At 70.2% G+C, this 25258-nt stretch carries 14 protein-coding genes and 2 tRNA genes; 10 read left to right on the top strand and 6 right to left on the bottom strand.

Annotated elements, in window-relative coordinates; all coding sequences use genetic code 11:
- Positions 1-2 precede the first annotated feature (2 nt).
- The gene (locus tag ACWIYF_RS20405) at positions 3-1787 is read left to right on the top strand and encodes a feruloyl-CoA synthase (protein WP_448624646.1); all 1785 of its coding nucleotides are present in this window, start codon (positions 3-5) and stop codon (positions 1785-1787) included.
- A 144-nt stretch (positions 1788-1931) separates the two neighbouring features.
- Complete coding sequence (gene helR / locus ACWIYF_RS20400; RefSeq protein WP_448624645.1) at positions 1932-4088, top strand: RNA polymerase recycling motor ATPase HelR; 2157 nt, start codon at positions 1932-1934, stop codon at positions 4086-4088.
- 49 nt (positions 4089-4137) lie between these two features.
- On the opposite strand, the gene ACWIYF_RS20395 is transcribed toward helR, so the two are convergent.
- The 3 genes from ACWIYF_RS20395 to ACWIYF_RS20385 form a co-directional block, all read right to left on the bottom strand.
- Complete coding sequence (locus ACWIYF_RS20395; RefSeq protein ID WP_448624644.1) at positions 4138-5730, bottom strand: FAD-dependent oxidoreductase; 1593 nt, start codon at positions 5728-5730, stop codon at positions 4138-4140.
- 3093 nt (positions 5731-8823) lie between these two features.
- Positions 8824-9858 carry a hypothetical protein gene (locus ACWIYF_RS20390; RefSeq protein WP_448624643.1) on the bottom strand — a complete coding sequence of 345 codons (1035 nt, stop codon included), beginning with the start codon at positions 9856-9858 and terminating at the stop codon, positions 8824-8826.
- A gap of 691 nt (positions 9859-10549) precedes the next feature.
- Positions 10550-11890 carry a hypothetical protein gene (locus ACWIYF_RS20385; RefSeq protein ID WP_448624642.1) on the bottom strand — a complete coding sequence of 447 codons (1341 nt, stop codon included), beginning with the start codon at positions 11888-11890 and terminating at the stop codon, positions 10550-10552.
- Positions 11891-12510: 620 nt separating this feature from the next.
- On the opposite strand from ACWIYF_RS20385, the gene ACWIYF_RS20380 reads away from it, so the two are divergent.
- Entirely contained in the window at positions 12511-12723 is a 213-nt protein-coding gene (locus ACWIYF_RS20380; protein WP_448624641.1) for a hypothetical protein, read from the top strand.
- 1865 nt (positions 12724-14588) lie between these two features.
- Here the strand turns inward: ACWIYF_RS20380 and ACWIYF_RS20375 are convergent.
- A tRNA-Gly gene (locus ACWIYF_RS20375) sits at positions 14589-14662 on the bottom strand.
- A 400-nt stretch (positions 14663-15062) separates the two neighbouring features.
- Here ACWIYF_RS20375 and ACWIYF_RS20370 point away from each other — a divergent pair.
- Positions 15063-16502, top strand: coding sequence for an amidase (locus tag ACWIYF_RS20370; RefSeq protein WP_448624640.1), 1440 nt, complete (start codon positions 15063-15065; stop codon positions 16500-16502).
- Between the two features lies 1 nt (position 16503).
- Here ACWIYF_RS20370 and ACWIYF_RS20365 read toward each other — a convergent pair whose 3' ends face one another.
- On the bottom strand, positions 16504-17625 hold the full coding sequence (locus ACWIYF_RS20365) for a flavin-containing monooxygenase (protein ID WP_448624639.1): 1122 nt from the start codon (positions 17623-17625) through the stop codon (positions 16504-16506).
- Between the two features lie 87 nt (positions 17626-17712).
- Positions 17713-19347 (bottom strand): LuxR C-terminal-related transcriptional regulator, encoded by a 1635-nt coding sequence (locus tag ACWIYF_RS20360; protein WP_448624638.1) that lies wholly within the window; start codon positions 19345-19347, stop codon positions 17713-17715.
- A gap of 75 nt (positions 19348-19422) precedes the next feature.
- Between ACWIYF_RS20360 and ACWIYF_RS20355 the strand changes: the two genes are divergently transcribed.
- The 6 genes from ACWIYF_RS20355 to ACWIYF_RS20330 all read left to right on the top strand — a co-directional run bounded on the left by ACWIYF_RS20355 (position 19423) and on the right by ACWIYF_RS20330 (position 25248).
- Positions 19423-19496: transfer RNA gene (locus tag ACWIYF_RS20355), tRNA-Pro, on the top strand.
- Positions 19497-19634: 138 nt separating this feature from the next.
- Positions 19635-21056, top strand: coding sequence for a trigger factor (gene tig / locus ACWIYF_RS20350; RefSeq protein ID WP_448624637.1), 1422 nt, complete (start codon positions 19635-19637; stop codon positions 21054-21056).
- A 263-nt stretch (positions 21057-21319) separates the two neighbouring features.
- Positions 21320-21955: an ATP-dependent Clp protease proteolytic subunit gene (locus tag ACWIYF_RS20345; protein ID WP_448624636.1), complete on the top strand. Its 636-nt coding sequence runs from the start codon at positions 21320-21322 to the stop codon at positions 21953-21955.
- A 17-nt stretch (positions 21956-21972) separates the two neighbouring features.
- Complete coding sequence (locus ACWIYF_RS20340; RefSeq protein WP_448624635.1) at positions 21973-22599, top strand: ATP-dependent Clp protease proteolytic subunit; 627 nt, start codon at positions 21973-21975, stop codon at positions 22597-22599.
- 291 nt (positions 22600-22890) lie between these two features.
- Complete coding sequence (gene clpX, locus ACWIYF_RS20335) at positions 22891-24165, top strand: ATP-dependent Clp protease ATP-binding subunit ClpX (RefSeq protein ID WP_448624634.1); 1275 nt, start codon at positions 22891-22893, stop codon at positions 24163-24165.
- 171 nt (positions 24166-24336) lie between these two features.
- Complete coding sequence (locus tag ACWIYF_RS20330; protein ID WP_448624633.1) at positions 24337-25248, top strand: DUF559 domain-containing protein; 912 nt, start codon at positions 24337-24339, stop codon at positions 25246-25248.
- The last annotated feature ends 10 nt before the right edge of the window (positions 25249-25258 follow it).

Here is a 25258-nt window from a genome sequence, read left to right as displayed (position 1 = left end):
CGATGTCCACCCCGACGTTCGCGCCGCCGCGCATCGAGGCCGAGTCCCGCCCCGACGGACGGTTGCTGCTGCGCTCGACGGAGCCGCTGGGCGAGCACCCGGTTGGCGTCGTCCACTCCTTCCGCGCGCACAGCGAGGCGCATCCCGACCGGCTGCTGGTCGCCGAGCGGGGTGCGGACGGCGAGTGGGCCCGCTCGACGTGGGGCGAGGTCCGGGAGCAGGCCGACCGGCTGGCGCAGGGGCTGCTCGACCGCGGCCTTGCCGACCGTCCGGTGCTGGTGCTCTCGGGCAACAGCCGGCTGCACCTGGCCGTCACCCTGGCCGCCATGACCGTCGGGGCGCCGGTCGTCCCGACCAGCGTCGCCTACTCGCTGCAGAGCGCCGACCACGCCAAGCTGCGGGCGATGGCGGAGCTGGTCGAGCCCGGCCTGGTGGTGGCCGAGGACGCGTCCTTCGCCAGAGCCGTCGAGGCGGTGCGCGGCGACCGGGTGGTGCTCAGCCGGGACGGCGACGTCCCCGGGGCCGTGCCGCTCGCCGGGTTCGGATCCGCTCCGAGCGCCGAGGTGGACCGCCGGTGTGCCGCGCTGCGCCGGGAGGACGTCGCGAAGATCCTGTTCACCTCCGGCTCGACCGCGGCCCCGAAGGGCGTGCTGACCACGCACGGGATGCTGTCCGCCAACCAGCAGCAGATGCTGCAGGCCTGGCCGTTCGTCGCCGAGGAGCCGCCGGTGCTGCTGGACTGGCTGCCCTGGAGCCACACCTTCGGCGGCAACTTCTGCCTCGGCATGGTGCTCACCCACGGCGGTTCGTTGTGGATCGACGACGGCCGCCCCGCCCCCGCGTTGATCGGCCGGACGGTCCGCAACCTCGCCGACGTCTCGCCGACCGTCTACTTCAACGTGCCGGCCGGCTGGGCGACGCTGGTGCCGCACCTCGAGCGCGATCCGGCGGCCGCGGGAGCGTTCTTCGACCGGCTGCGGATCGGCTTCTTCGCCGGCGCGGCGCTGCCCCAGCAGTTGTGGGACCGGATCGAGAAGCTCGCCGCCGGCTCCGGCGCGCGCATGCAGATGACCACCGCCTGGGGGCTGACCGAGACCGCACCGGCCGCGACGGCCGCACACTTCGCGATCACCCGCAGCGACGTCCTCGGGGTGCCGCTGCCCGGGGTGGAGCTGGTGCTGGTCCCGGTGGGGGACAAGACCGAGGTCCGCGTCCGGGGCGCGAACGTGACCCCGGGCTACCACCGCCGTCCCGACCTGACCGAGGCGGCGTTCGACGAGGACGGCTTCTTCCGCACCGGCGACGCCGTCACCCTCGTCGACCCCGACGACCCGGCGGCCGGGCTGCTGTTCCGCGGCCGCATCGCCGAGGACTTCAAGCTGGCCACCGGCACGTTCGTCAGTGTCGGGACGCTGCGCCCGAAGCTGCTCTCGGCCTCGCAGGGGTTGCTCACCGACGCGGTGATCTGCGGCCAGGACGGCGACTGCGTGACCGCGATGGTGTGGCTGCACCCCGACTTTTCCGGCCGCGTCGGCGCCGACGGCGTCCCGGACGAGTCCCTGCGCGCCGACCTCGTGGCGGCGCTGCAGCGCCTGGCCGCGGAGGGCGGCGGCTCCTCGCAGTGCGTCGAGCGGCTGCTGGTCCTGACCGAGCCGCCCCAGCTGGACGCCGGCGAGATCACCGACAAGGGCTACGTCAACCAGGCCGCGGTCCGGGACCGCCGCGCGGACCTGGTCGCGCTGCTCTCCGCGGAGCCGCCGCCGGCGCGGGTCGTCGTCCGCGGCTGAGGGCGGACACAGAAGTGGGAAGGGAGCTGTCTCCCTTCCCACTTCAACGTATAGCGCGTGGTGGGACTTGCGGCAAGACCCCGGTCGGGTCGCAGAATCGCCGTCCGATCCGGCAATGTCGCACTTCAGATCAGAGCGGACGACGTGAATTCCCTCAGCACCAGCGCGTTCCTCCTTCCCGACAACCTCTCCGCCAAGGCCGATCCGGCGCTGATCGCCGACGACGAGCGGCACTTCGCGGCCATCGCGGAGAGCCTCGAGCAGACCATCGCCGAGCTGTCCGATCGCCTCGACGCCGAGCGCCGCGCGCCCGGCGGCATCGGCCAGGAGGCGCTCGACCGGGACCTGGAGATCCACCGGCTGACCGCGCGGCTGCGGACCCTGCGCCGCTTCGGCCTGGACCTGTGCCTGGGGCGCATGGACCCGGCGGACGGCGCCGAGCCCGTGTACGTCGGCCGGCTCGGGCTCACCGACAGCTCGGGTCGCCGGCTGCTCGTGGACTGGCGCTCGCCCCTGGCCGAGCCGTTCTTCGGTGCGACCCACGCGAACCCGATGGGCCTGGCCGGCCGCCGCCGGTACCGCTGGACCCGGGGCCGGATCACCGACTACTGGGACGAGGTGTTCACCGCGGAGGGCTTCTCCGGCCATGCCGCCGCGCTCGACGACCAGTCCGCGTTCATCGCGAGCCTCGGCACCAGCAGGTCGCCCCGGATGCGGGACGTGCTCGGCACCATCGCGGGCGATCAGGACGCGATCATCCGCGCGGGGTCCGGCGGCCCGCTCGTCGTCGACGGCGGTCCCGGGACGGGGAAGACCGTCGTGGCGCTGCACCGCACCGCGTACCTGCTCTACGCCGACTCGCGCATCGGTCACCACCGGGGCGGCGTGCTGTTCGTCGGTCCGCACCAGCCGTACCTGGCCTACGTCGCCGACGTCCTGCCCAGCCTCGGCGAGGAGGGCGTGCAGACCGTCACCCTGCGGGACCTCGTGCCCGAGGGTGCCGGCGCGGCGGTCGAGACCGACCCGTTCGTCGCACGGCTGAAGTCGTCGGCGGACCTGGTGACGGCGATCGAGGCGGCGGTGCGGTTCTACGAGGAGCCGCCGTCTCGCGGGATGACGGTGGAGACGCCGTGGTCCGATCTGCGGCTCACCGCCGACGACTGGGCCGAGGCGTTCGAGGCGGCGGAGCCCGGCACCCCGCACAACGAGGCGCGCGACCAGGTGTGGGAGCAGCTGCTCACGATCCTCGTCGACAAAGAGGAGGACGACGACGTCTCGCCCGAGCAGCTGCGGAGGTCGCTGGCGCAGAACCGGGAGCTGGTGGCCGCCTTCAACCGGGCGTGGCCGCTGCTCGAGGCGACTGATCTCGTGGGTGATTTGTGGTCGGTGCCCGCGTACCTGCGCAGGTGCGCGCCGTGGCTGAGCCCTGATGACGTGCGGACGCTGCAGCGGTCCGACCCTTTCGCGTGGACGGTGTCGGACCTGCCGCTGCTGGACGCGGCGCGGCAGCGGGTGGGCGACCCGGAGACGTCCCGGCGCCGTCGTCGGCAGGAGGCCGTCGCCGCCGCCGAGCGCGAGCGCATGTCGAGCGTGATCGACGAACTGATCGCGACCGACGACTCCGAGCTGCTGCTGATGACGACCCTGCGCCATCAGGATCTGCGGGACGCCCTGGTCGACGAGGCCGCGCTGCCGACCGCGGACCCGGACCTGCTCGCCGGCCCGTTCGCGCACATCGTGGTGGACGAGGCCCAGGAGCTGACGGACGCGGAGTGGCAGATGCTGCTGCTCCGCTGCCCGTCGCGGAGCTTCACGATCGTGGGGGACCGGGCGCAGGCGCGGCACGGGTTCACGGAGTCGTGGGAGGAGCGGCTGGAGCGGGTGGGGCTCTCTCAGGTGCGCCTCGCCTCGCTGAGCATCAACTACCGGACGCCTTCCGAGGTGATGGCGGAGGCCGAGCCGGTGATCCGGGCCGTGCTGCCGGACGCCAACGTGCCGACGTCGATCCGTTCGAGCGGCATCCCAGTGATCTACGGATCCGTGTCGGAGCTGCACTCGGGCCTCGACGCCTGGCTCGCCGAGCATGCCGAGGGCGAGGGGATCGCCTGCGTCATCGGCGATCCGACGTTCCGGGCGACGTCCCGCGTCCGTTCGCTGACCCCGGAGACGGTGAAGGGGCTCGAGTTCGATCTGGTCGTCCTCGTCGACCCCGAGCGGTTCGGCGAGGGCATAGAAGGAGCGGTCGACCGCTACGTCGCGATGACCCGAGCGACCCAGCAACTCGTCGTCCTCACGAGCTGAGGAACTCTGGGGTCCGGCCCGACCGTAGGCGGTCGCGGCTGTCGGCCGCCTACGGTCGGGCGCCGAGTTCGTCGGCGACGAGGTGGGCGAGGGTCAGGCCGCGGCTGAGCGCGAAGCCGCTGTTGTAGCCGCTGCCGAAGGTGGTGGTGGCCGCGCAGGAGCCGACGGCGTACAGGTTCGGCACGACGGAGCCCTGCAGGTCGAGGACGTGCCCGTCTGCGTCGGTACGCACCCCGCTGGAGCCGATGCCGACGCCCAGCAGCCGCAGCCGCATGCCGTGGAACGGTGCGTCGGTGATCGGCCCCAGGAGCGGGTTCGGTTCGTGTTCGGGGTCGCCGGAGAAGCGCCGGATGAACTCGATGCTGCCCCGTCCGAACTCGGGGTCCTGCCCGCGGACGGCGTGTGCGTTGAACGTCTCCGCCGTCGCCGCGAGCTGGTCGCCGTCGATCCCGAGGGCCGCGCCGAGCTCGACCAGCGATGGGGCCGAGGTCACCAGCCCCTCGGGGTAGTCGCCGTCCGGTGGGGTGGAGCCCAGGCCGTACTTGCGCCGGTGCTGCTCGTCCCAGACGAGGAAGAACGGCCGGTGGGGATCGTGCTCGTCGACCACCCGGGGAACGATGGACGGCCAGTACGAGTCGTCACAGAACCGGCGGCCGGACCGGTCGACGATCATCGCGTGCGGCATCGCGTACTCGGGGCCGTTCTCGTAGCCGGTCGCCGTCGGCGCACGCCAGCCGGGAACCATCGGCACGCTGCCGGCCGGGATCGTCGTGATGGCGCCGCCCGCGGATTCCGCCAGCCGGATCGCATCGCCTCGCAGGGTCTCCGGCGCCAGACTGCCGAAGTCCTCCGGCTCCAGGCCGACGAACCGCCGGACGAGATCGGCATCCCAGTCCCACGTACTGGTGGCGAGCACCACCGGGCCGTGCCGCTCCACGCGCCCCTCATGACCCTCGGCCGCGGCGCCGATCACCCGGCCGTTCTCGTCGCGCAGCAGCTCGCGGACCGGGTGCGAGACGAGGAGCTCGACCGAACCTGTCGCCAGGGCGCGTGCCAGGAAGCCGGCGACCAGGCCGGTGCCGAAGGTGACCAGGTCGGCGGCGTCGGCGGCGTTGGCGGTCCTGCGCCGGCCCTTGGCGAACAACTCGGCGTACGTCGTGCCCATCCGGAAGTACGGGCTCACCTGCAGCCGGTCGCGCCACTCGCCGAGGGTCTCGGCGCCGAATGGCTCCCCGGTGAGGTAGCGGCCGGCCGGCAGCGCGCCGGGCACGTCGGCGTGGTAGTCCGCCAGCCCCTCGATCAGCGTCCAGCGGACGGCGCCGACGTCCTCCCAGTGCCGGATGGCCTCGGGCGCGGCGGTGAGCCACCGCCGCATCGCTTGCTCGTCGAGCAGGTCCGGGTGGTCGTGCGCGATGCCCCGGACGTAGCTCTCGGCTCGCTGCAGGTCGTCGTCGATGCCTGCCCGCGCGGCGACGTGGTTGGCGCCGACCCAGACCTGCCCACCGGAGTACGCCGCGGCACCACCGAGGCGATCTGCCGACTCGAACACGGTGACCCGTCGGCCGCGCAGGGCGGCGCCCAGCGCAGTGGCGAGCCCTGACAGCCCGCCTCCCACGATGACGACGCGCTCCGTCGAGGCCATCGGTCAGCTCAGGCGACGGTGGAGCGTGCGGCGGAACTGCCGCACGCCGGGTTCGTGGCAACCGAAGAGCGGGTCCGTGCCCGCCGGCGTCGGCAGAGCATCGGCGACAGTGGCGTTGGCGGCGTTGTGCTCGTTAGGGGTCACATCGTGGAACCGAACCAGTCACGCAGCCGAGACGCCAGGCTAGCCACGATGTCTGCGATGCATGCACGGAACAACCCTTATTCGCGGGGCCATCCGGGAGGTTCTGCTGTAGGTTCTCCAGAACCCTCAGCAGCGCGGCTGACCATGACAATGCATGGAGCGGGTGGCGGGAATCGAACCCGCATGCCCGCCTGAAAGGCTATAGCTCTTCATGCGCTTATCCGACGGTAAGCGGGCACTACGCCCAACGTCGTGCTTCTGTGTGCCTCAAGCCCGTTGAGGCGGAGTCAGTGCAGATCGACGGCTGCGACGCCACGCCGCCCACGCTAGCGTAGAATGGCGACGGTAGTACCACGAAGCGGAACGCACCGCTGCCCCACGGCGCTTTCTCTGAAATGAGATCAGTGCGCCATGTTGACTTGCTTGGACCGGTCGAGCACGGGACCCGCGCCAACTGCTCGTCGTCGAGGTTCCGAAAGGCGCGACCCGTGCGCGCCTATACTCGGTAGCGAACTTCGTGAAGAGGTCGGCTAGGCCGCTGTTGTCGGGCTCCACGCGGAGACCGAAGCGAGTAGCGAGGCCGTCCTGATCCATCACATTCTGATCGAGATACACCTCCAAGTCGCACTGATGAGAACGAACAGCGATTATGGCAGCAAGTTCGAGCGCTAGGCCGCCTGCGACTCCAATACCCGAAGTAGTGTCGTGCGTCCAATGAATGCGAGTCGAGCCGAGCGCAATCTCTCTCCCCCCGCATGCAACGGCTGCTCACCGTGCGCCAGAATGCGCGCGGGATATCGAGCCAGGATTCGTCCCCCCGGGTGGCGGGCGGTGGCTGCAAGCTCGAGCGTCTCGAGCAGCAACGTCAGCCCCGGGTGTTTTGTCGCACCGTTGATGAAGTTGGGTGTCGACTGAGCCGGCGCATGATCATGCCCATTAGAGCTGTCCCGCTTGAGCTCATTGGGTGCGGCTATCCCCGCCCGGCAGGTCATGAGGGCTGGGATGAATAACCAGTAGTAGTCGCTCGTCGCCGCGGTGATCGAGAAGGTGGCGGTGGCCAGGAAGTAGCCAATCCGCGGACTTGCGACGACTCGCCGAGGAGGAAGAGGCCGAAGGCCCCGATGAAGACCATGAACACTGGCAGGTCCTTCGTTTCGACTGTCGGCGCCTCGGGACTGTGGTTGTCGGACCGGACGTGTCTCGGCACATAGCTCTGCTACGTTGAGCCGAGGAGCCATCCCGCTAGAAGTGAGCCGGCTGGCGCGGTGACGTCCCGCGAGGAGGCCAACATCCCGGCCACGTCGCATGCTTGACCAGCGAGGCGATTCGGTGCTCGCCGGGCAGCTCCACCGGGCAGACGTCTCGATGCCGGCCCGTCGGGCGATCGGGCCGGCGGATCGACGCCTCAGCGGGATGTCGCTCCGAGCACCGGAGGGCGTGAGTGTCGTTCGCCGACGCCACGAACCTGCCGTCGGAACGCACGAAGCCGCGCTGGAAGTACGGCACGCCGCCCTAGGGCGCCGCCAACTTCGCCTGGGTTCAGCACTTCGTCCATCATCTGACCCCAACGGCACGGCCGGCTTCGTCTCGGCGAACGGCTCACTGTCCTCAAAGACCCCCGTACCCACACCAGGGTTGGGGGCTTCCTGCGCTTGTGGCGGGGAGGGGGAGATCCGGCGAAAGCGTGTCGACGCTGAACTCATCGACTGGATCGTGGCGATGCGACTTCTAAGGGACAGGCTTAGTGTCCGCCGCATGCAAGGACGCTCACGCCAGTGTCCCCGTCTTTAGGCCAATCGGTGAACCGTCCGAACGCTAGACAATGCCACGGTGACTGCCGGCAGCTCCTCTAAGATAGTGCCGGGTTGTGGAATGTAACCCTGCGGCAGTATCGCCAGTGCAACCTTAAAGCTCTCTCCTCTTCCATGCCTCTCGTCGCCAATATGAGTAACCGCGGAGACTTCGCCGCTCGCGTCGTTGATTGTCGCCACTCTCTGGGACCACCATCGTCTCGACGGCTCGTGAGAGGAAGTCATCGGACGCACGAAGGGCACCACTTCTAGCCTTCGCTCCCGCACTAAAGACGGAGCCGACACGCCGGAATCATCATCAACGCTCAAACGTCCTCGAATCGTCATTTCCGAATTCTGGATACCTGAACCGTCCGAGGGTTCGATGATTTCTATCGATGGCTTGATCAAGAGACGCCGGAGTGTCGCCACCTCCGTGAGTAGTTGCCGACGTTCCCGGTCGGCATCTCTCGCCTGAAACCAGCCGAGTGCGCCCGAAGCTAAGGACGCGAGGACAGCGACGCCCCATGGAAGCAGGGTTGGCGTCCTGTCGGCGCTCACCAGCCCAACTACGATCGCCAGAAACGTGACTACCGACGAGGTCGTAGCCCACAGCGCTGGCGAGATCCTTGCCTTGGGGACGGTTGAGCGGGAGTTAGCCATGTCACGCCTCGCGAGGAGCTCCGATGTGTTGCCCGGTATGACAACACTAGCCGTCGCCGGCCAGGTCCCAGTTGCTTGGCGACATGGACGTGAACGGCGCGAGGCAGCATGAAGGAGTTGGTGATCGAGCATCCGCTGGATCGCGAGCGAGCACCCCAACAACCAATTCCGGAAGCAGTGTAGGCGGTGTCTAGAACTCCTCCGAGAAACCGGCTGGTGTGTCGGAGCCGGGAAGGTCTTGGGCTAACAGACTGCTTGACCTGCGTATACGCGTGGAGCGGGTGACGGGAATCGAACCCACATGGCAAGCTTGGAAGGCGGGACACGCCAATTCATCTGGGCTGGTCAGCCCCTTCTTTCGCTGTCCGGAGGCCCACGCTTGACCCCCCCATATGTGACCCACTGGCACCAGGCTCGAGTTCGGACCCCTTCTGTGACCCCGCCCGCGAGAATCTCTACGCGGCATCGTGGGCTCAGATGGACACCGCACCCATGATCAGGACGCCAGGAAGGTGCGCCATCCGTCGGGAGGTGGTTGACCCGGCGAAAGCGTCCGCAGCCGGGCGAGCGTGGTCGGGTCCTGGACTTCCAGCCAGGCGACGAGTTGGCGGAAGGACACCAGGCGGACGTCAGGCTGTTCGGCGATCTGGCGTAGGGCCTCCTCGAGGGCGTCCATGTAGATGCCGCCGTTCCACTGTTCGAAGTGGTTGCCGATGAACAGCGGCGCCCGGTTGGTGGTGTAAGCGCGTTGGAAGCCGGCGAGGTAGGCGTCGCGGGCCTGGGCTCGCCAGGTCGGGTACATGCCCGGGTCGCCGTCCGGATCGCCGTCGGTCTGCTTGTACATGATGTTGTAGTCCATGGACAGGACGTGGCGGCTCCTACCGGCGGTGGCGCCGGGGAACGGCACAGCCTGCAGTGGGAAGTTCCACAGGCCCAACCGCTGGTCGGGCCAGACCTGCACTCCACCGGGTGAGCTGGCGTCGTACTTCCAGCCGAGCGCAGCGGCGGTGGGCAGCAGCCCCTCCTGGCCCTGCAGGCAGGGGGTACGGCCGCCGATGAGCTCGCGCTCGTAGTCGAAGGGGAGCGGCGCCACGTCGGGTCGGCCGGCCAGCCCGGTGGTGGTCTTCCAGGTCTGCACGAATCGCTTGGCCTGGGCGATCTCCTCGGCCCAGTCGGCCGGCGTCCACAGCGAGACCCCGTTGTCCCCACAGAAGTGCCCGTTGAAGTGGGTGCCGATCTCGTGGCCGTCCAGCCAGGCGGCGCGGACCTCGCTCATGGTGGCGACGACCTCGGCGGTGGACAGGAACGTGATGTCCGAGGCGCCCACCGGATGCCGTGGCGGGGCGTACCGCATCCGTTCCTCGGACGGCAGGGCGTAGATGCCGCTGAGGAAGAAGGTCATCGCCGCGCCGTACTCGGCCGCCAGCGAGCGGAACCGCGGGAACAGTCCGGTCTCCAGGTTGGCGGCTCCGTCCCAGGAGAAGACGACGAACTGCGGCGGCGTCTGCCCTGGCTCCAGCCGCTGGGGCACTGGCTGGTGCGGCTGGGGACCTGTGTCGGCGGTCGACCCGTCGCCGATGAGCCGCCCGGTTCTGTTACTGCTCTCAGGAGCTGGGTCGTACCCGGTCAAGCCACGGCCCAGCGCGGCCCCCAGCATTGCTGCCGCCCCACATTCCAGGAACTCCCGCCGAGACAACCCGCTCATGAGGCCGAGCCCCTTCCGCTTGGCATCGTGTGCGGATGTCGAGTCCGACCGGGCTCGAACGGCATCCGCAGGTCGGTCGCGACCGCCTCCATCAGCGCGCGGCCGGCTGCTCGTGGACGAAGCGGTCGCGGGCCCATCGTTCTCGCGCTCCAGGATCAGCCGGTTGTGACACGCCGAGCATCTGAACGACTGTCCGCGAACCCCGTCACGAGGTGTCCTCATCGATATGGGCTGTTCATGGACGCGTATCGGTCGCGTCGTCTCAAAACGCGTCTTGGAATTTGCTCATTCAAGCCAGGGTGCGTGCCGCGACCCAGCGGCGGGCCCGTTGAAGGCTGCGATCGACGCCGCTGGCCAGGCCTTCAGCGAGTCGTCAGGGACTTCCAGCACGGCCCCTCGAAACAGGCTCCCGCCAAGAGGTCACTCGGCGCTCGGCCGACTCATGGCGCTGACCTGAGGGGACGCCTCTGTTGCCCGTCCATGGACGGCGAATCTGGTGAGGGAACCTCACTGCGTCCTAGTCGCTCATCCGTTCGTCAGGCACCGTCACGCCCAGCAGTAGCTCGCGGAAGGCCAGGCGCGCGGGCAAGCGGACGACGTCGGCCGTGGGGATCGCGTCAGCAGACCGTTGCGGCCTGGTGAGCGCCGTCTTCATGATCTCCATGACCTCCTCCATGACGCGGACGTCGGCCTCCGGGTCCGGATGGTGGCCGTGGCCGTCATGCCCGCCGTGCCCGGTGGGCCAGGTGAACGGCTTCTCCGCCAGCACCAGCCGGCCGTCGGCGGCGAACCAGGGGATGCCGTCGACGGTTCGCGGGGTGAGCCGGTCGTCGTTGGCGCTCGCCCAGTCGTTGATCCTCTCGTCGATCCAGCCGTGCAGGCGCCAGAAGGTGGGGTGGACGTGCGAGGAGTAGAAGTCGCCGAGGTCATCGTTCGCGGGGTCGTCCCATTTGGGGTCGATGTCGAACAGGCTGCTGCGGCCGATCGGCTCCCCGGTCGCCGGGTCGTAGACCGTCTGCGTCCAGCGGACGTGCATCCACCCGTGCACGGTGAACTCCAGTAGGTTCCCGAGCTGTCCCAGCGTCAGGGCCGACAGGAACCGGGGGGAGCGGAACAGGTTGGAGAGGGGACGCATCACTCCGCTGAGGAATGCCGGCGCCTTGAACATGCGGTCGGTGTCGTCGTCGCGCGCCGGGGGCGGCACCATGAAGCCCGAGGCGTCCGGCGCGAACACGAAGCTCTGGCCCGCTTCCGCGCCGGGTACGTAGACCGTCTGCGGTACGGCCGCCGTCGGGATCGCCGTCCACCCGGCCGGCGGGGTCGCGCCCGCCTTGCGGTAGACGTCGCCGAGCATCGCGATCATCGCTCGGTGCATGAACAGGAAGTCCTCGCCGGCGCCGTTCTCCAGCTCCAGGGTGCGGTCCGGGCGGAAGGGTGGGCGTGACGGCCACCACCCGCGCTCGGCGATCTGCTGCGCCACGTCGGGTACATCGTTGAGGGCGTGCCACTGGCCGCGGACGGTGTGCCAGACCGCGTGTTGCAAGCGGTGACGGCGCGAGGCAAGCATCTGGATCGCCTCGGGGATGAGCGCGACCCCGGAGATCTGCTTCGGTGGGAGGAAGTCACGCAGCACAGCGACCAGGCTGGCTGTGACGCCGGCCGGCGCCGATCCGTGAGGCTTCGCGCGCACCACGGTGCCGACAAACGTCGGACGCTGGGCGACGGCCTCGGAGAAGGTCGGCGCGAGCGCGGCCTGGTACCGGTAGTCGAAGTCGGCCGTGCCAGTGCCCGGGCGACCCACGCCGTCGAATTCGATAGTCGCCGGCGACCAGGAGGTGACCCGCCCGGTGATGTCCATGAAGTCCTTCTCGGGCGCGAGTGGATCCGCGGGGAAGGCCAGCGTGCCACGGATGGCGCCGTCGGGCCCGACCCACAGGAACAGCTCGCCCTGGCCGAAGCGGACCGCGTTGAAGTCATCGGTCGGGTCCGGCTCGTTGAGCACGCTGCGGTACGTGTAGTAGCCGGTCAGGTCGTGATGGTCCACCGGGCTAACTCCTCGGTCCCTCGCGAGCGGGTGAGCGCTCCGCGGCCTCTGCGAGAGCGGCAGAGTAGGCAGGGCCTCGTTGCCCGGGCGTCACGTCTGCGTCACCACTCCCGGCAGGCGGCGCCAGCTGCAGCACAGCCTCGGCACGTAACCGGCCGGTGATGAGCCTGAAGATCATTAACGAGATAAGTTGCGAACCTGCTGACAGCCAGAGCGGCCTGGGCCCATGCCGGCGACGTGCCGTATCCAGTGGATGCTGGGTTGGCCGCAGACGAGCGCGCTCGGCGGCAGCGGAACGGGTGGCCGACTGGATGGAGGACGGACGGCACCGACCGGTAACTCCCGGCCCGATCACATCCAACGGCTCTGAAGCGTCCAAGTTCGCCGCGCCCTCTGGCTCGGTTACGTCAGGTGGTTGCCGCTCTACAAAGTAGATGCCCGCGCTGGCCGGCCGGATCATGCTGATTCGGCTTGAGATAGCTGCCGCGCTCGCCGTCGGGTTTCAGCATTTTGAGCTCTACGCGATGCGCATTCAGGCTCTCATTCGCCGCAAGGATGAGAGTCATGGCGGCGCCGCGGACCGCGAACGCAGACTGTGTCGCGGGACACCGCTGAACGACGTCCCGCGATCGCAGTGGACCGGGTGACGGGAATCGGACCGCACAGTCAGCTTGGAAGGGTGGTAAAGCAGAATCTCATGAAGCCGGTGGACTGAAGTGACCCCCGCGGGGCGGACACCTCCAGACTTGGCAGCAGCCAGGGAGGAGGCCCCGGTTGGGGAGGGTCAGCAAGTGCTCAGAGGAGTTCCGCCGGCAGGCGGCGATGCTGGTCGTCGACGGTGGCCACTGGAGATGGAGGTCTTCTCCTACATCGAGGGGTTCTACAACATTCGCCGCCGGCACAGCCGACTGGACAACCTCAGGCCCGCCGACTCTGAGAACAACATAACGCAACAGATGACACGAAACGAGGCGTCCGCCTAACGGGGTCACTTCAGGCAGGGTCGTGCACAGCCGCCGTCAGCTGCTGTGCGCGCCGGGATGCCTGACGTAGGCGGCCATGTCGAAGGACTCACTGCCGCTTTGCGGCTCTGGGCCTACCAATCGCTCGGCTAAAACCGATGCTGCGGTTTGAGCCTGAAGCACCCGTTTCTGCTTATGCAGAAGCCTTCGCTCATATGCAGCTAGCGACGCTCGGGTAGTCGCTGGGTGAGAGCTGCTCGACCCGAATTGTGATGGACGCGTCCGGCTCAGTCGCGAGCAGGGTCAATCTAAAAAACGTATCTTGTCGACCCATTCGACCGGCCTGTACGCCTCGCTCCCCAACATTATAGATTGAGTGGGGGCAGCTTTCGGTGTCGGTGGTTACGTTGAGGCCGGCGAAACCGCTAAAGACGCTCTCAACTCCCACGATCACGGCTCCGCCGAAAAATTCGCCAACTCGACCAACGTTGATGACCTGTTCCTCGGGTGGAGGCAGTGGCGCAGTGTCGGTGGCAACGGGACTGCTTGTGGATGGCGCGGTGGCAGATGTCGTCGCGGTTAGGGCTGGCGATGAAGACGCCAAGGTTTGGCTAGGGTCGGTGTTGGACGGACTCGCTGGCGATTGCCGTTCTGTCTCGGCTCCCGATGATGTGGTCGCGCCGCTCGCCGCCACTGCGACGAGTCCAGTCGCCACCAGCACTAGGCCTGCCACAAGAAGGGATGTGCGCCGCCAGCGCGCTCTCGAGTAGTAGCCGGAACGAATCAATAGGCCAGCTATCAACTCGATGAGGAACACGGTCACAGCCCAAGTGGGACTATCGGCAAGAGCCGCGATGCCCACTGCCAGCGCTGCAACGCCGAGAATCCATGCGACTACCGGCAGCGTATGGAACTCCGGTCGCGTCGTGTGTCCCTCGGGTGGCGCGCCTCCCTCGCGCTCAGCGGGATCAGGCTCCGAAGCGTCGGACTGCACGCTCGCGACCCTAAGCCGCGTCCGAGCGAATCCTCTCGCGCCCGCGCAACGCGTCGTGCCTAGCTGGACTGGGCGCTCAGGGGAGTACCCGCAGGTCGGGCCCGATCTGTCCCTGGTAGTCCGCGGGTGTCGGCTCCGCATGGCTAGTTCTGAGTCAACGTCCTAAGCGCCGTGATCGAGCAGAGGTTCTCGGCAAGTAGAGCAGCCGTCCCGCCGGAGGCGTCCTGACGGGTCCTGAGTCGCGGCACGCGGGCGGTGCTGACAGAGGCCGGGACCAGGAGGACCTTGTCGGTCCTGTAGTGAAGTTGGCCCGGAAGTTCAGAAGTGCAGTCCGGCATGGGCTGAATCTCGCCGCGTGACCGGTTGTGGTCACGCGGCGGGCCACGTAGTGGGCGAACAGGACCCCCACCTGCCTGTATGAGCCCGCCCGGCGTGACCAATTCATGACCAACGGAGCGGAAAACAGGGGTCTCCAGGAGTCTGAAACGTGCCTTCCGGATGGTCCTCCAGTAGTCCTCAGGATGGCCTAACAGACAGGTTGACCTGCGTAAACGCGTGGAGCGGGTGACGGGAATCGAACCCGCATGGCCAGCTTGGAAGGCTGGGGCTCTGCCATTGAGCTACACCCGCGGCGGTGCCTGCCCAGGGTAACGGGCGTGAGCGGCGCCCGGTGATGCCGGTCAGTGGGCGTGCTGCGGGGCCAGGCCGCCGGGAACCGTTCGGAGACGATCCCCTGTTCGGCGGGCCACTGTTAGCGGTCGGCGATTGGCTGTCGGCGATGGAGACCCGCCTGAAGTAGCGGGTGTGCTCGCGCCGCCGGCTATCCCGCGTCCGGTCGTCCTCGCCCTCGTCGAAGGCGAGCGCGTTGTCCACGCTGTCCAGCGGGCCGATCCTCTGGTTCACCGTGAGCAGCATCGCCCCGCGGCCTCCCAGCCAGCAGGGCCGCCGGCCGGTCCAGCAGCTTCATAACGCGCTCTCGTCGAGATCCCGAGCCGCGGCTGCTTCGCCGGCGGCGGCTAGCGTGCGGGAGGTGACGGAGACCACGTGGCTGGACGCGACGGCGCAGGCGGAGCTGGTGCGGCGGGGGGAGGCGAGCCCGGCCGAGCTGGTCGACGCGGCGATCGCCCGCATCGATAAGGTGAACCCGCAGCTGGACGCGGTGATCCGCGAGCGTTTCGACGCGGCGCGCGCCGAGGCGGCCGGCGACCTGCCGGACGGGCCGTTCCGCGGCGTGCCGATGCTGCTCAAGGACCTCGGCTGCCACGTCGCCGGTGACGAGACCCGGTACGGGACGTCGTTCCTCGCCGGCGTCCGCTGGCCCACCGACAGCTACCTGGGCCGGCTGTTCCGCGAGGCCGGCTTCGTCGCCCTCGGCCGCACCAACGTCCCCGAGTTCGGGACGACAGTCACCACCGAGCCGGCCTGCAACCCGCCGGCCCGCAACCCGTGGAACCCGCAGCACTCCACCGGCGGGTCGTCCGGCGGCTCGGCGGCCGCGGTGGCCGCCGGGCTCGTGCCGCTCGCGCACGCCAACGACGGCGGGGGCTCGATCCGCATCCCGGCCAGCGAGTGCGGCCTGGTCGGGCTCAAGCCGACCCGCGCCCGCGTGAGCCAGGGGCCGGACATCGGCGAGGGCTGGGCCGGTGCGACCATCGACGGAGTCGTCACCCGGTCGGTCCGCGACACCGCGGCCGCGCTCGACGCGATCGGCCGCCCGATGCCCGGCGACCCGTACTGGGCGCCCCCGCTGCCCCGCCCGCTGGCCGAGGAGGTCGGCGCCCCGGTCGGCCGGCTGAAGGTCGCGCTCCTCGACACCGACCCGCCCGAGCCCTACCTCGACCACCCTCACTGCCGCGCGGCCGTCGAGCACGCCGGCCGGCTGCTCGAGGACCTCGGCTGCACGGTCGAGCCCGGTACCCCCGACGGCATGTTCGACGAGCTGTTCCCGCGCTTCTTCGTCGCCACCATCGCCGGGGACACCGCGCTGACGATCTCGGCCTTCGAGCGGGCCGTCGGCCGCCCCATCGCCGACGACGAGCTCGAACCGCGCAACCAGGTCTACCGCTCGGTCGGCGCCCAGATGCCGGCCACGGACTACCTCGGCGCCCGGGCCTGGCTGGGGCAGTGGGTCCGGCGGATGGCCGCCTTCTGGGATGACCGGGACGGCCGGGGCGTCGACCTGCTCGTGACGCCGACGGTCGGGGCGCCGCCGCCGGAGCTCGGCTGGTTCACCGCCGAGGGCCCGGAGCAGGAGGGCCGGCGGATCAACAGCTTCATCCCCTACACCGCGCAGTTCAACGTCACCGGGCAGCCGGCGATCAGCCTGCCGCTGCACTGGACCGACGACGGCCTGCCCGTCGGTGTGCAGCTCGTCGCCGCCTACGGCCGGGAGGACGTGCTGGTGCGGGTCGCCGCGGCCCTGGAGCAGGCGGCGCCGTGGGCGGACCGCCGTCCGCCCGTGTCCGCGTAGCTCAGCGGCGGACGCGGGCGGCGATGTGCGCCGCGATCCGCTTCGCGTCCAGGCCCGCGCCGGGGATCACCATCGAGGCGAACGCGGTCTGGAACAGCAGGCCGACGTAGTACAGCCCCGGGAGGTCCTCGACGATGCCTCCGTCGCCCCGCGGGTAGCCGTCGTCCCCGGTCGGGTCCGGCCGCACCAGCCCGAACTCCTGCCGGAAGCCGGTGGCCCAGACGACGTTGGCGACGTCGAGCACGGTGCCGTCGGCCAGCATCGGCCGCCCGTCGTCGGACCCGGCCGCGCGCGCCTCGACCAGGTGCACCCCTGCGGCCTCCAGGTCGGCGCGGCGGACCCGCAGCAGGGGAGCGCCGCCCCGGCGGATCTGTGGCTGCATGCGCCGGCCGATCGGCGTCCTCACCGTGAAGACGTGCTTGGCCAGGAAGATCATCACCGGCATCCCGAGGCGTAACCGGCGCGACCCCCACGGCACCGGGATCTCCGGCATCGCCCGGCCGGCCAGCCACGTCTCGTGGCCGGCGCGGACGATCTCCAGGGCGATGTCGGCGCCGGACTGGCCCGCCCCGACGACGAGCACCGGTCCGGGCAGCAGCTGGCCGGGGTTGTGGTAGCCCGACGAGTGCAGCTGCCGGATGCCGGGGTCGAGGTCGGCGGCGCAGTCCGGCACGTTCGGGATCTGCTCGGCCCCGCAGGCGACCACGACGTTCTCCGCGACGAGGTCACCGTCGGAGGTGGACAGGCGCCAGGTGCCGTCGGCCTGCCGGTCGACCGTCCGGACGGCGACACCGCTGCGCACGGCGATGCCCATCTGCGCGACGTAGCGCTCCAGGTGGTCGCCCATCTCGGCGCCGCTCGGGTAGCTGCCCCGGGCCGCCGCGAACGGCATGCCCGGCAGCCCGTCGTACTGGGCCGGGGTGTTGAGCAGCAGCGAGTCGTAGCGCTGCCGCCACTGGTCGCCGACGCGCCGGTGCTCGTCGAGGACGACGCAGGGGACGCCGGCCTGGCCGAGGAAGTACGCGGTCGCGAGGCCGGTCTGTCCGGCGCCGATGATGACGGTGCCCAGCCGCTCGGGGTACTGCTCGGCCGGCTCGACGGTGGAGTGCTGTGTTGTCGTCATGCCGGCGACGCTAGGAACGGCAGGCGTGCCGCCGCGTCGACCGAACCGTGCATCTGCGCTGGTGGGCGCATGGGTAGAACTGTGCAGTCACACCAACCCGTGGTCGTAGGCGTAGGCGGTCGCCGCGGCCCGCGAGGGGACGTCGAGCTTGGCGTAGATGTTGGCGAGGTGCCGGGCGACGGTCTTCTCGCTCAGGCAGAGCCGGTTCGCGATCGCGCGATTGGTGTGCCCGGCGGCGACCAGCCGGACCACCTCCACCTCCCGCTCGGTGAGCCGGCCCGGGCGGGCCCCGTCGATGGGTCCGTCGACGGTGGCGAGGTCCCGCACGGCGCCGAGGCGCTCGAAGCACTCGCGGGCGGCCTCGAACTCCAGGTCGGCCGACTGAGGGTCGCCGAGCGCCCGCAGGCACCGGCCGGCCAGCACGCGCACCTGCGCGCAGGGGTGCGGCAGGTCGAGCTCGGTCCAGCGCCGCTGCGCCCGCCGCAGCACGTCCAGGGCGGCGCCGGGCCGGCCCTCGGCGAGCAGCACCGCGCCGTCCGCCTGGTCGGCCAGCCCGGAGAGCAGCGGGGAGCCCAGCCCCTCGGTGATCCCGCGCAGCTCGTCGGCGCCGGCCCGCGCCGCCGCGATGCCGCCGAGCGCCAGCTCGGCCTCCACGCGGGCGGCGAGCAGCTCGGCCCGGTCCTCGGGCGGGCGCGGCTCGCCGCACAGGCGCCCCAGCGTCCGGGCCGCCGCCGCGGCACGCCCCTGGGCGACGCGCAGGCGGGACAGGCCCGGCTCCGGCTGGACCCCCAGAGCGTTCGCCCGGCGGTACGCGTTCTCGGCCTCGCGGTCGTGCCCCATCAGCCGGTGCAGCTCGCCGAGCTGGTAGGCCGCCTGGCCGGCCGCCGGCGTCCCCTCCAGCAGGTCGAGCGCGGTGCCCGCCTCGCCGAGCGCGCCCGCCCAGTTGCCGCCGAGGGTGGACAGCTGCGCCCGGTGGACCAGGCAGCTCCCGCGGTAGGCGACCAGATCGGGCCGCGCCGAGACCCAGCGGTCCAGCGTCGCCGTCCACGACCGTGCCCGGGCAATGTCGCGCAGCTGCACGCACGCGGCCACCGAGACGCAGTAGCAGAGACCGACCACGGCCGGGGAGGTCTCGTCCGACGACACGGCGAGCATGACCTCGTCGAACACGCGGATCGCCGCGGCTCCGTCGCCGCGGAGGAGCAGGGCGAAGCCGATCGTCAGCCGGGAGAGGACGACGGCGTCCGTGTCACCGGCGGCGAGTGCGGTCCGCTCACCGTCGCGGGCGGTGGTCAGCGCCTCCTCGACGTGCTGCTCGAGCAGCAGCTCGTGGGCACGGTGGGCGAGCAGCCAGCCGGCCTCCGCGCCACCCGCCAGGCCGTGCTCCTCGAGCAGCCGCTCGGCCCGGGCCGCCCACGCGAGATAGCGGACGCGCTGACCGGAGGTCTCCAGCGCGAAGGCGCAGTACACGGCGCAGCGGGCCGCGGCAGGGACGTCGCCGGCGTCGAGGTAGCTCCGGTAGGCCCGGCCGAGCGCCGTCGCGGCCTGCTCGTCGGCGCCGATGAGGTAGGCGGCCTCGCCGAGCAGCAGCAGGCCGTCGCCGTCCAGCGGCATGCTGGCGTCGGCCTCGCTCAGCAGTTCGACGCAGGCCCGCCAGCGGAAGGCGCCGAACAGCTCCCGGGCCTCGGCGAGGACCGGCTCGCCCACCTCGAGGCGCGCCATCCGGCAACGATAGGAGCGCCGTCCCCGGCCGTCACGGCTGGGCGGCGCGGTCCCCGCCTACACTCGCAGCGGCCACGGGGTGTGGCGCAGCTTGGTAGCGCACCCGCTTTGGGAGCGGGGGGCCGTGGGTTCAAATCCCGCCACCCCGACGTGATCGCGGGGGTGCAGCGGGCTCACATCCCGCCACCCCGACCACCTCCACGACGTCTCTAGACTCGTGGACCGACCCGGCGCCTCCATGCCCGCGAGGCGCCCACCCCCCGCTGCGACCGAGGAGCACTGCCGCTGTGAAGAGCACCATCGAGGAACTGGGCCCCACGCGGGTCCGGATGGCGATCGAGGTGCCGTGGGGCGACCTGGACCACGCCTTCGGTGAGGTCTACAAGGAGCTCGGGCGCCAGGTGCGCGTGCCCGGCTTCCGCCCCGGCAAGGTGCCGAACCGCATCCTCGACCAGCGCATCGGCCGCCCCGTCGTGCTGGAGCAGGTCGTACAGCACGCGATCCCGGAGGTCTACTCCGAGGTCGTCCGCGAGAACCAGGTCCGGGTGCTCGGCCAGCCCGACATCGAGGTCACCCGCCTCGACGACCACGAGACCCTGGCCTTCACCGCCGAGGTCGACGTCGCCCCGCAGGTCGAGCTGCCCTCCCTCGACGAGCTGACCGTCACCGTCGACGACGTCGAGGTCACGGACGAGGAGATCGACCAGCAGGTCTCGGTCATGCGCGAGCGCTTCGCCATGCTCACCGGCGTCGAGCGTGCCGCCGAGGACGGCGACTACGTCTCCATCGACCTCGAGGCGAAGCTGAACGGCGAGATCCTCGAGGACGGCACGACGACCGGCATGTCCTACGAGGTCGGCTCCGGCCAGCTCATGGCCGGCCTGGACGACGCCGTCCGCGGGCTGTCGGCCGACGAGTCGAAGACGTTCACCACCGCCCTGCTCAGCGGGCCGGACGCCGGCCAGGAGGCCGAGGTCACCGTCACGGTGCGCTCGGTCAAGGCCAAGGAGCTGCCGGAGCTGGACGACGACTTCGCCTCCACCGCCAGCGAGTTCGACACCCTCGAGGAGCTGCGCGACGACGTCCGCACTCGGCTGCAGCGGGTCAAGACGATGCAGCAGGGCGCGCAGGCCCGCGACAAGCTGGTCGAGCACCTGATCGAGACGATCGAGGTGCCGGTGCCGGAGAATCTCGTCGAGCGCGAGGTGGAGTGGCGCGGCCAGGCGCTGGAGCGCGAGCTGGCCCAGGCCGGCATGGACTGGGACGCCTACTTCCAGGCCGCCGGCGTGGAGAGTCGCGAGGCCTACGACGCCGACGTCCGGAAGAACGTGGAGCAGGCGGTCCGCACCCAGTTCATCCTCGACGCGATCGCCGACGCCCGGGAGATCACCGTCGACAACGACGACCTCTCCGCGCAGATCATCGCCCAGGCGCAGCGCAACCGGATGAGCCCGGAGCAGTACGCGCAGCAGCTGCAGCAGGGCGGCAACATCGCCGAGTTCGTCGCCGACGTCCGCCGCACCAAGGCGCTGGCCCAGCTTCTGGAGCAGACGACGATCAAGGACGCCTCGGGCAACGTCGTCGACCTCGAGGCGCTGCGCCCCCAGACGGCGGAGCCGCAGGTGATCATGGAGGAGGTCGACGACGACGTCGAGGCCGACGTCGTGGTCACCGAGGACGGGTCGTTCGAGGACGCCGACAAGGCCTGAGCCCCCCGCCTCCCGGCCGCCGACGCCGTCCCGCCCCGACCCGGGTGGGACGGCGTCGGCGTTTTCGCGGGCCGATCGCTGCGCCCACGGCGAACACCGCCCCGCGGAGGACTGTCGCCGTCCGGGCGCGCGTTAGGGTCGACAGGACTCAGGCGAATCCCGGCGGGTACCGCCCGGCGGGAGCCCCATCCGGGTCCGTCCCGACGAGCCACACCGTCCACCGAGACCGACTGCGCGACAGTCCTACGGAGGTCCTTCCACCCGTGAGCACCCACCCGAACTCGGCGGGCGCGCCCCTGCTGCGCGCCGCTGCCGGAGGGATGAATCTCAACGACTCGGTCTACGAGCGCCTGCTGCGCGAGCGGATCATCTTCCTCGGCAGCCAGGTCGACGACGTCATCGCCAACCAGCTCGCGGCCCAGATGCTGCTGCTGTCGGCCGAGGACCCCAAGCGCGACATCCACCTGTACATCAACTCGCCCGGCGGCTCGGTGACGGCCGGCATGGCGATCTACGACACGATGCAGTTCATCGACTGCGACGTGGCCACCTACGGCATGGGGCTGGCCGCCTCGATGGGGCAGTTCCTGCTCACCGCCGGCACCAAGGGCAAGCGCTACGCCCTGCCGCACGCGCGGATCATGATGCACCAGCCCTCGGCCGGCGTCGGCGGCACCGCGTCCGACATCGCCATCCAGGCCGACCTGTTCCGCCGGACGAAGCGCGAGCTCAACGAGCTGCAGGCCTTCCACACCGGCCAGAGCATCGAGCAGATCGAGAAGGACTCCGACCGCGACCGCTGGTTCACCGCGCAGGAGGCCCTCGACTACGGCTTCGTCGACCACGTGGTCAGCCGCGCCGCCATGACCGACAGCGCCAACCCGGTCACCGACAACTGAGCCCGGAGGACATGACCATGACCTTCCAGATGCCCTCCAGCCGGTACGTGCTGCCCTCCTTCGTGGAGCGGACCAGCTACGGCATGAAGGAGAGCAACCCGTACAACAAGCTCTTCGAGGAGCGGATCATCTTCCTCGGGGTGCAGATCGACGACGCCTCGGCCAACGACGTCATGGCCCAGCTGATCACGCTGGAGTCCGCCGACCCGGACCGCGACATCACGATCTACATCAACTCGCCCGGCGGCTCGTTCACGTCGCTCATGGCGATCTACGACACGATGATGTTCGTCCGCCCGGACATCCAGACCGTCTGCATGGGCCAGGCCGCCTCCGCCGCCGCCGTCCTGCTGGCGGCCGGCACGCCGGGCAAGCGGCTGGCCCTGCCGTACTCGCGGGTGCTCATCCACCAGCCCTCCGGCGAGTCCGGCGGCCAGGTGTCCGACCTGGAGATCCACGCCGCGGAGATCCAGCGGGTCCGCAGCCAGATGGAGAACATCCTGGCGCGGCACACCGGCCAGACGGTCGACCAGGTGCGCACCGACATCGAGCGCGACAAGATCCTCACGGCCGAGGAGGCGAAGGCCTACGGCATCGTCGACGAGGTCATCCAGAGCCGGAAGCTGAACGCGCTCCCGGCGTAGCGCCGAAAACGGGACGGGCCGAAGGCTTGCGCGTGTCGCACCCTCGGCCCGTACCGTTCAGGTGCGCAGGGAGCACAGGCGACGGATGTGGTTCGAGCGGGTGCGTCATTGCCCTCTCGGGTCCGTGGCGACAGGTACGGTCGGCGAGCGCCCGATCCCCGGCCGGCAGCGCCGGGAGGAGAGCCTCGTGGAGCGGACCGCCAGAGCGAGGCCGGGCACGGGGCGCAGCACCACGACATGCACACAGGGGCACTTCCCACGAGGCCCTGAATCCGAGGTGGAGGTCATCACGTGGCACGAATCGGTGAGAGCGGTGACCTGCTCAAGTGCTCCTTCTGCGGGAAGAGCCAGAAGCAGGTCAAGAAGCTCATCGCGGGCCCCGGGGTCTACATCTGCGACGAGTGCATCGACCTCTGCAACGAGATCATCGAGGAAGAGCTCTCGGAGTCCTCGGATCTGAAGTTCGACGAGCTGCCGAAGCCGAAGGAGATCCACGACTTCCTCGAGCAGTACGTCATCGGCCAGGACAAGGCCAAGCGGACGCTCTCGGTCGCCGTCTACAACCACTACAAGCGGATCCAGGCCGGCGGCGAGCGCGGCGGCCGCGACGAGTCGGTCGAGCTGGCCAAGTCCAACATCCTGCTGATGGGCCCCACCGGCTGCGGCAAGACCCACCTCGCGCAGACCCTGGCCCGGATGCTCAACGTGCCGTTCGCCATCGCCGACGCCACCGCGCTCACCGAGGCCGGCTACGTCGGTGAGGACGTCGAGAACATCCTGCTCAAGCTGATCCAGGCCGCCGACTACGACGTCAAGCGCGCCGAGACCGGGATCATCTACATCGACGAGGTCGACAAGATCGCCCGCAAGAGCGAGAACCCGTCGATCACCCGCGACGTCTCCGGCGAGGGCGTGCAGCAGGCGCTGCTGAAGATCCTCGAGGGGACGACGGCGTCGGTGCCGCCGCAGGGCGGTCGCAAGCACCCGCACCAGGAGTTCATCCAGATCGACACGACGAACGTGCTGTTCATCGTGGGCGGTGCGTTCGCCGGCCTGGAGAAGGTCATCGAGCAGCGGATCGGCAAGCAGGGCATCGGCTTCGGCGCCGAGATCCGCGGCAAGAAGGAGATCGAGGAGGCCAACGCCTTCGCCGAGGTCATGCCCGAGGACCTGCTGAAGTTCGGCATGATCCCCGAGTTCATCGGCCGGCTCCCGGTGATCACCAGCGTGCAGGCCCTGGACCGGCCGGCGCTGATCAGCATCCTCACCGAGCCGAAGAACGCCCTGGTGCGCCAGTACCGGAAGCTCTTCGAGCTCGACGGGGTGGACCTGGAGTTCACCGACGACGCCCTCGAGGCGATCGCCGACCAGGCCATCCTCCGCGGCACCGGCGCCCGCGGCCTGCGCGCGATCATGGAGGAGGTGCTCCAGTCGGTGATGTACGACGTCCCCAGCCGGGACGACGTCGCCACCGTGGTGATCACCAAGGAGGTCGTGCTGGAGCACGTCAACCCGACGATCGTGCCGCGCAAGCCCGCCCGCGCCCCCCGCGAGAAGAGCGCCTGACCCCTCGCTGGTCGTTCCACATCACCCGCCCCGGCGCCCGCCGCGGCGGGTGATGTGCGTTCCGGCCCCGTTCGAGGCCGCGGAACCGGGCCGCTGCGCACATCACCGCGGCCCTTCCACAGATCCCTGCGGTACGCGCCCCGGAGCGCCGCCGGCGCCGAGGCTGCTGACGTGGCTCACGACGTCGCATCGGTGGTGGGTCCCGGGGGATGGGCGGACCGGGCCACGCTGACCGCCCGGGTGAACCGCAAGACCGTGGATGTCTGGACGGCGGCCGGAAAGCTGGTCCGGCTCGAACAGGGGGTCTACGCGACCGCGGCATCGGCCGGGGACTGGCGGATGCGGGTCGAGGCCGCCGTGGGTTCGCGCCGCGGCGTCGCCAGTCACGCGACCGCCCTCGCGGTGTGGGGGCTGCTCCCGCCGCCGCCCGGGCCGGTGCACGTGACCGTTGCGGGGAGTCGCAGCGGGCGAGGGTCGCCGAGCGTCGCGCTGCATCGCACGCAGGAGCTCGACGATGCGATCCGCCGGGTCGACGGCCTCCCGGTGACCTGCGTTGAGCGGGCCATCGTGGACACGTGGGGCCGGCCGGGGCCGGTGCCTCGGGCCGCGGTCCGGGCTGCCGCGATCACGGCCGTGCGCCGGCGGATGTGCTCGATCCGTGACCTGCAGTACGAGCTGGCCCGGCGTCCCCAGCTCTCCGCACGGGCCGCGTTGGCGGACCTTTTCCAGCTGCTGGCGGACGGATGCCGGAGCGAGCTGGAGATCTGGGGGTGCCTGCAGGTCCTCGGCGGGCCCGGGATGCCAGCGTTCGTGCAGCAGCGCCAGGTCGTCGTCGCGGGGGAGCGGTACTTCCTCGACGCGGCGTACGACGAGGTGCTCCTGGCCGTGGAGATGGACGGCGCCGCCTGGCACGGGTCCCGGAAGCAGCGGGAGCACGACATCCGCCGCGATGCGCTACTGGCGACGATCGGCTGGCAGACCCTGCGGTTCAGCTACGCCCGGATGACCACGACGCCGGACGCCTGCCGTCGTGACATCCGCGCCACGTACGCCGCTCGGCTGGCCCTGCTACGACCGGGGTGATGTGCGCGCA

The organism is Geodermatophilus sp. URMC 64, from assembly GCF_053502555.1.
The sequence above is the reverse complement of the archived record's forward strand: the minus strand, read 5'-3'. Positions and strand labels throughout refer to the sequence as shown.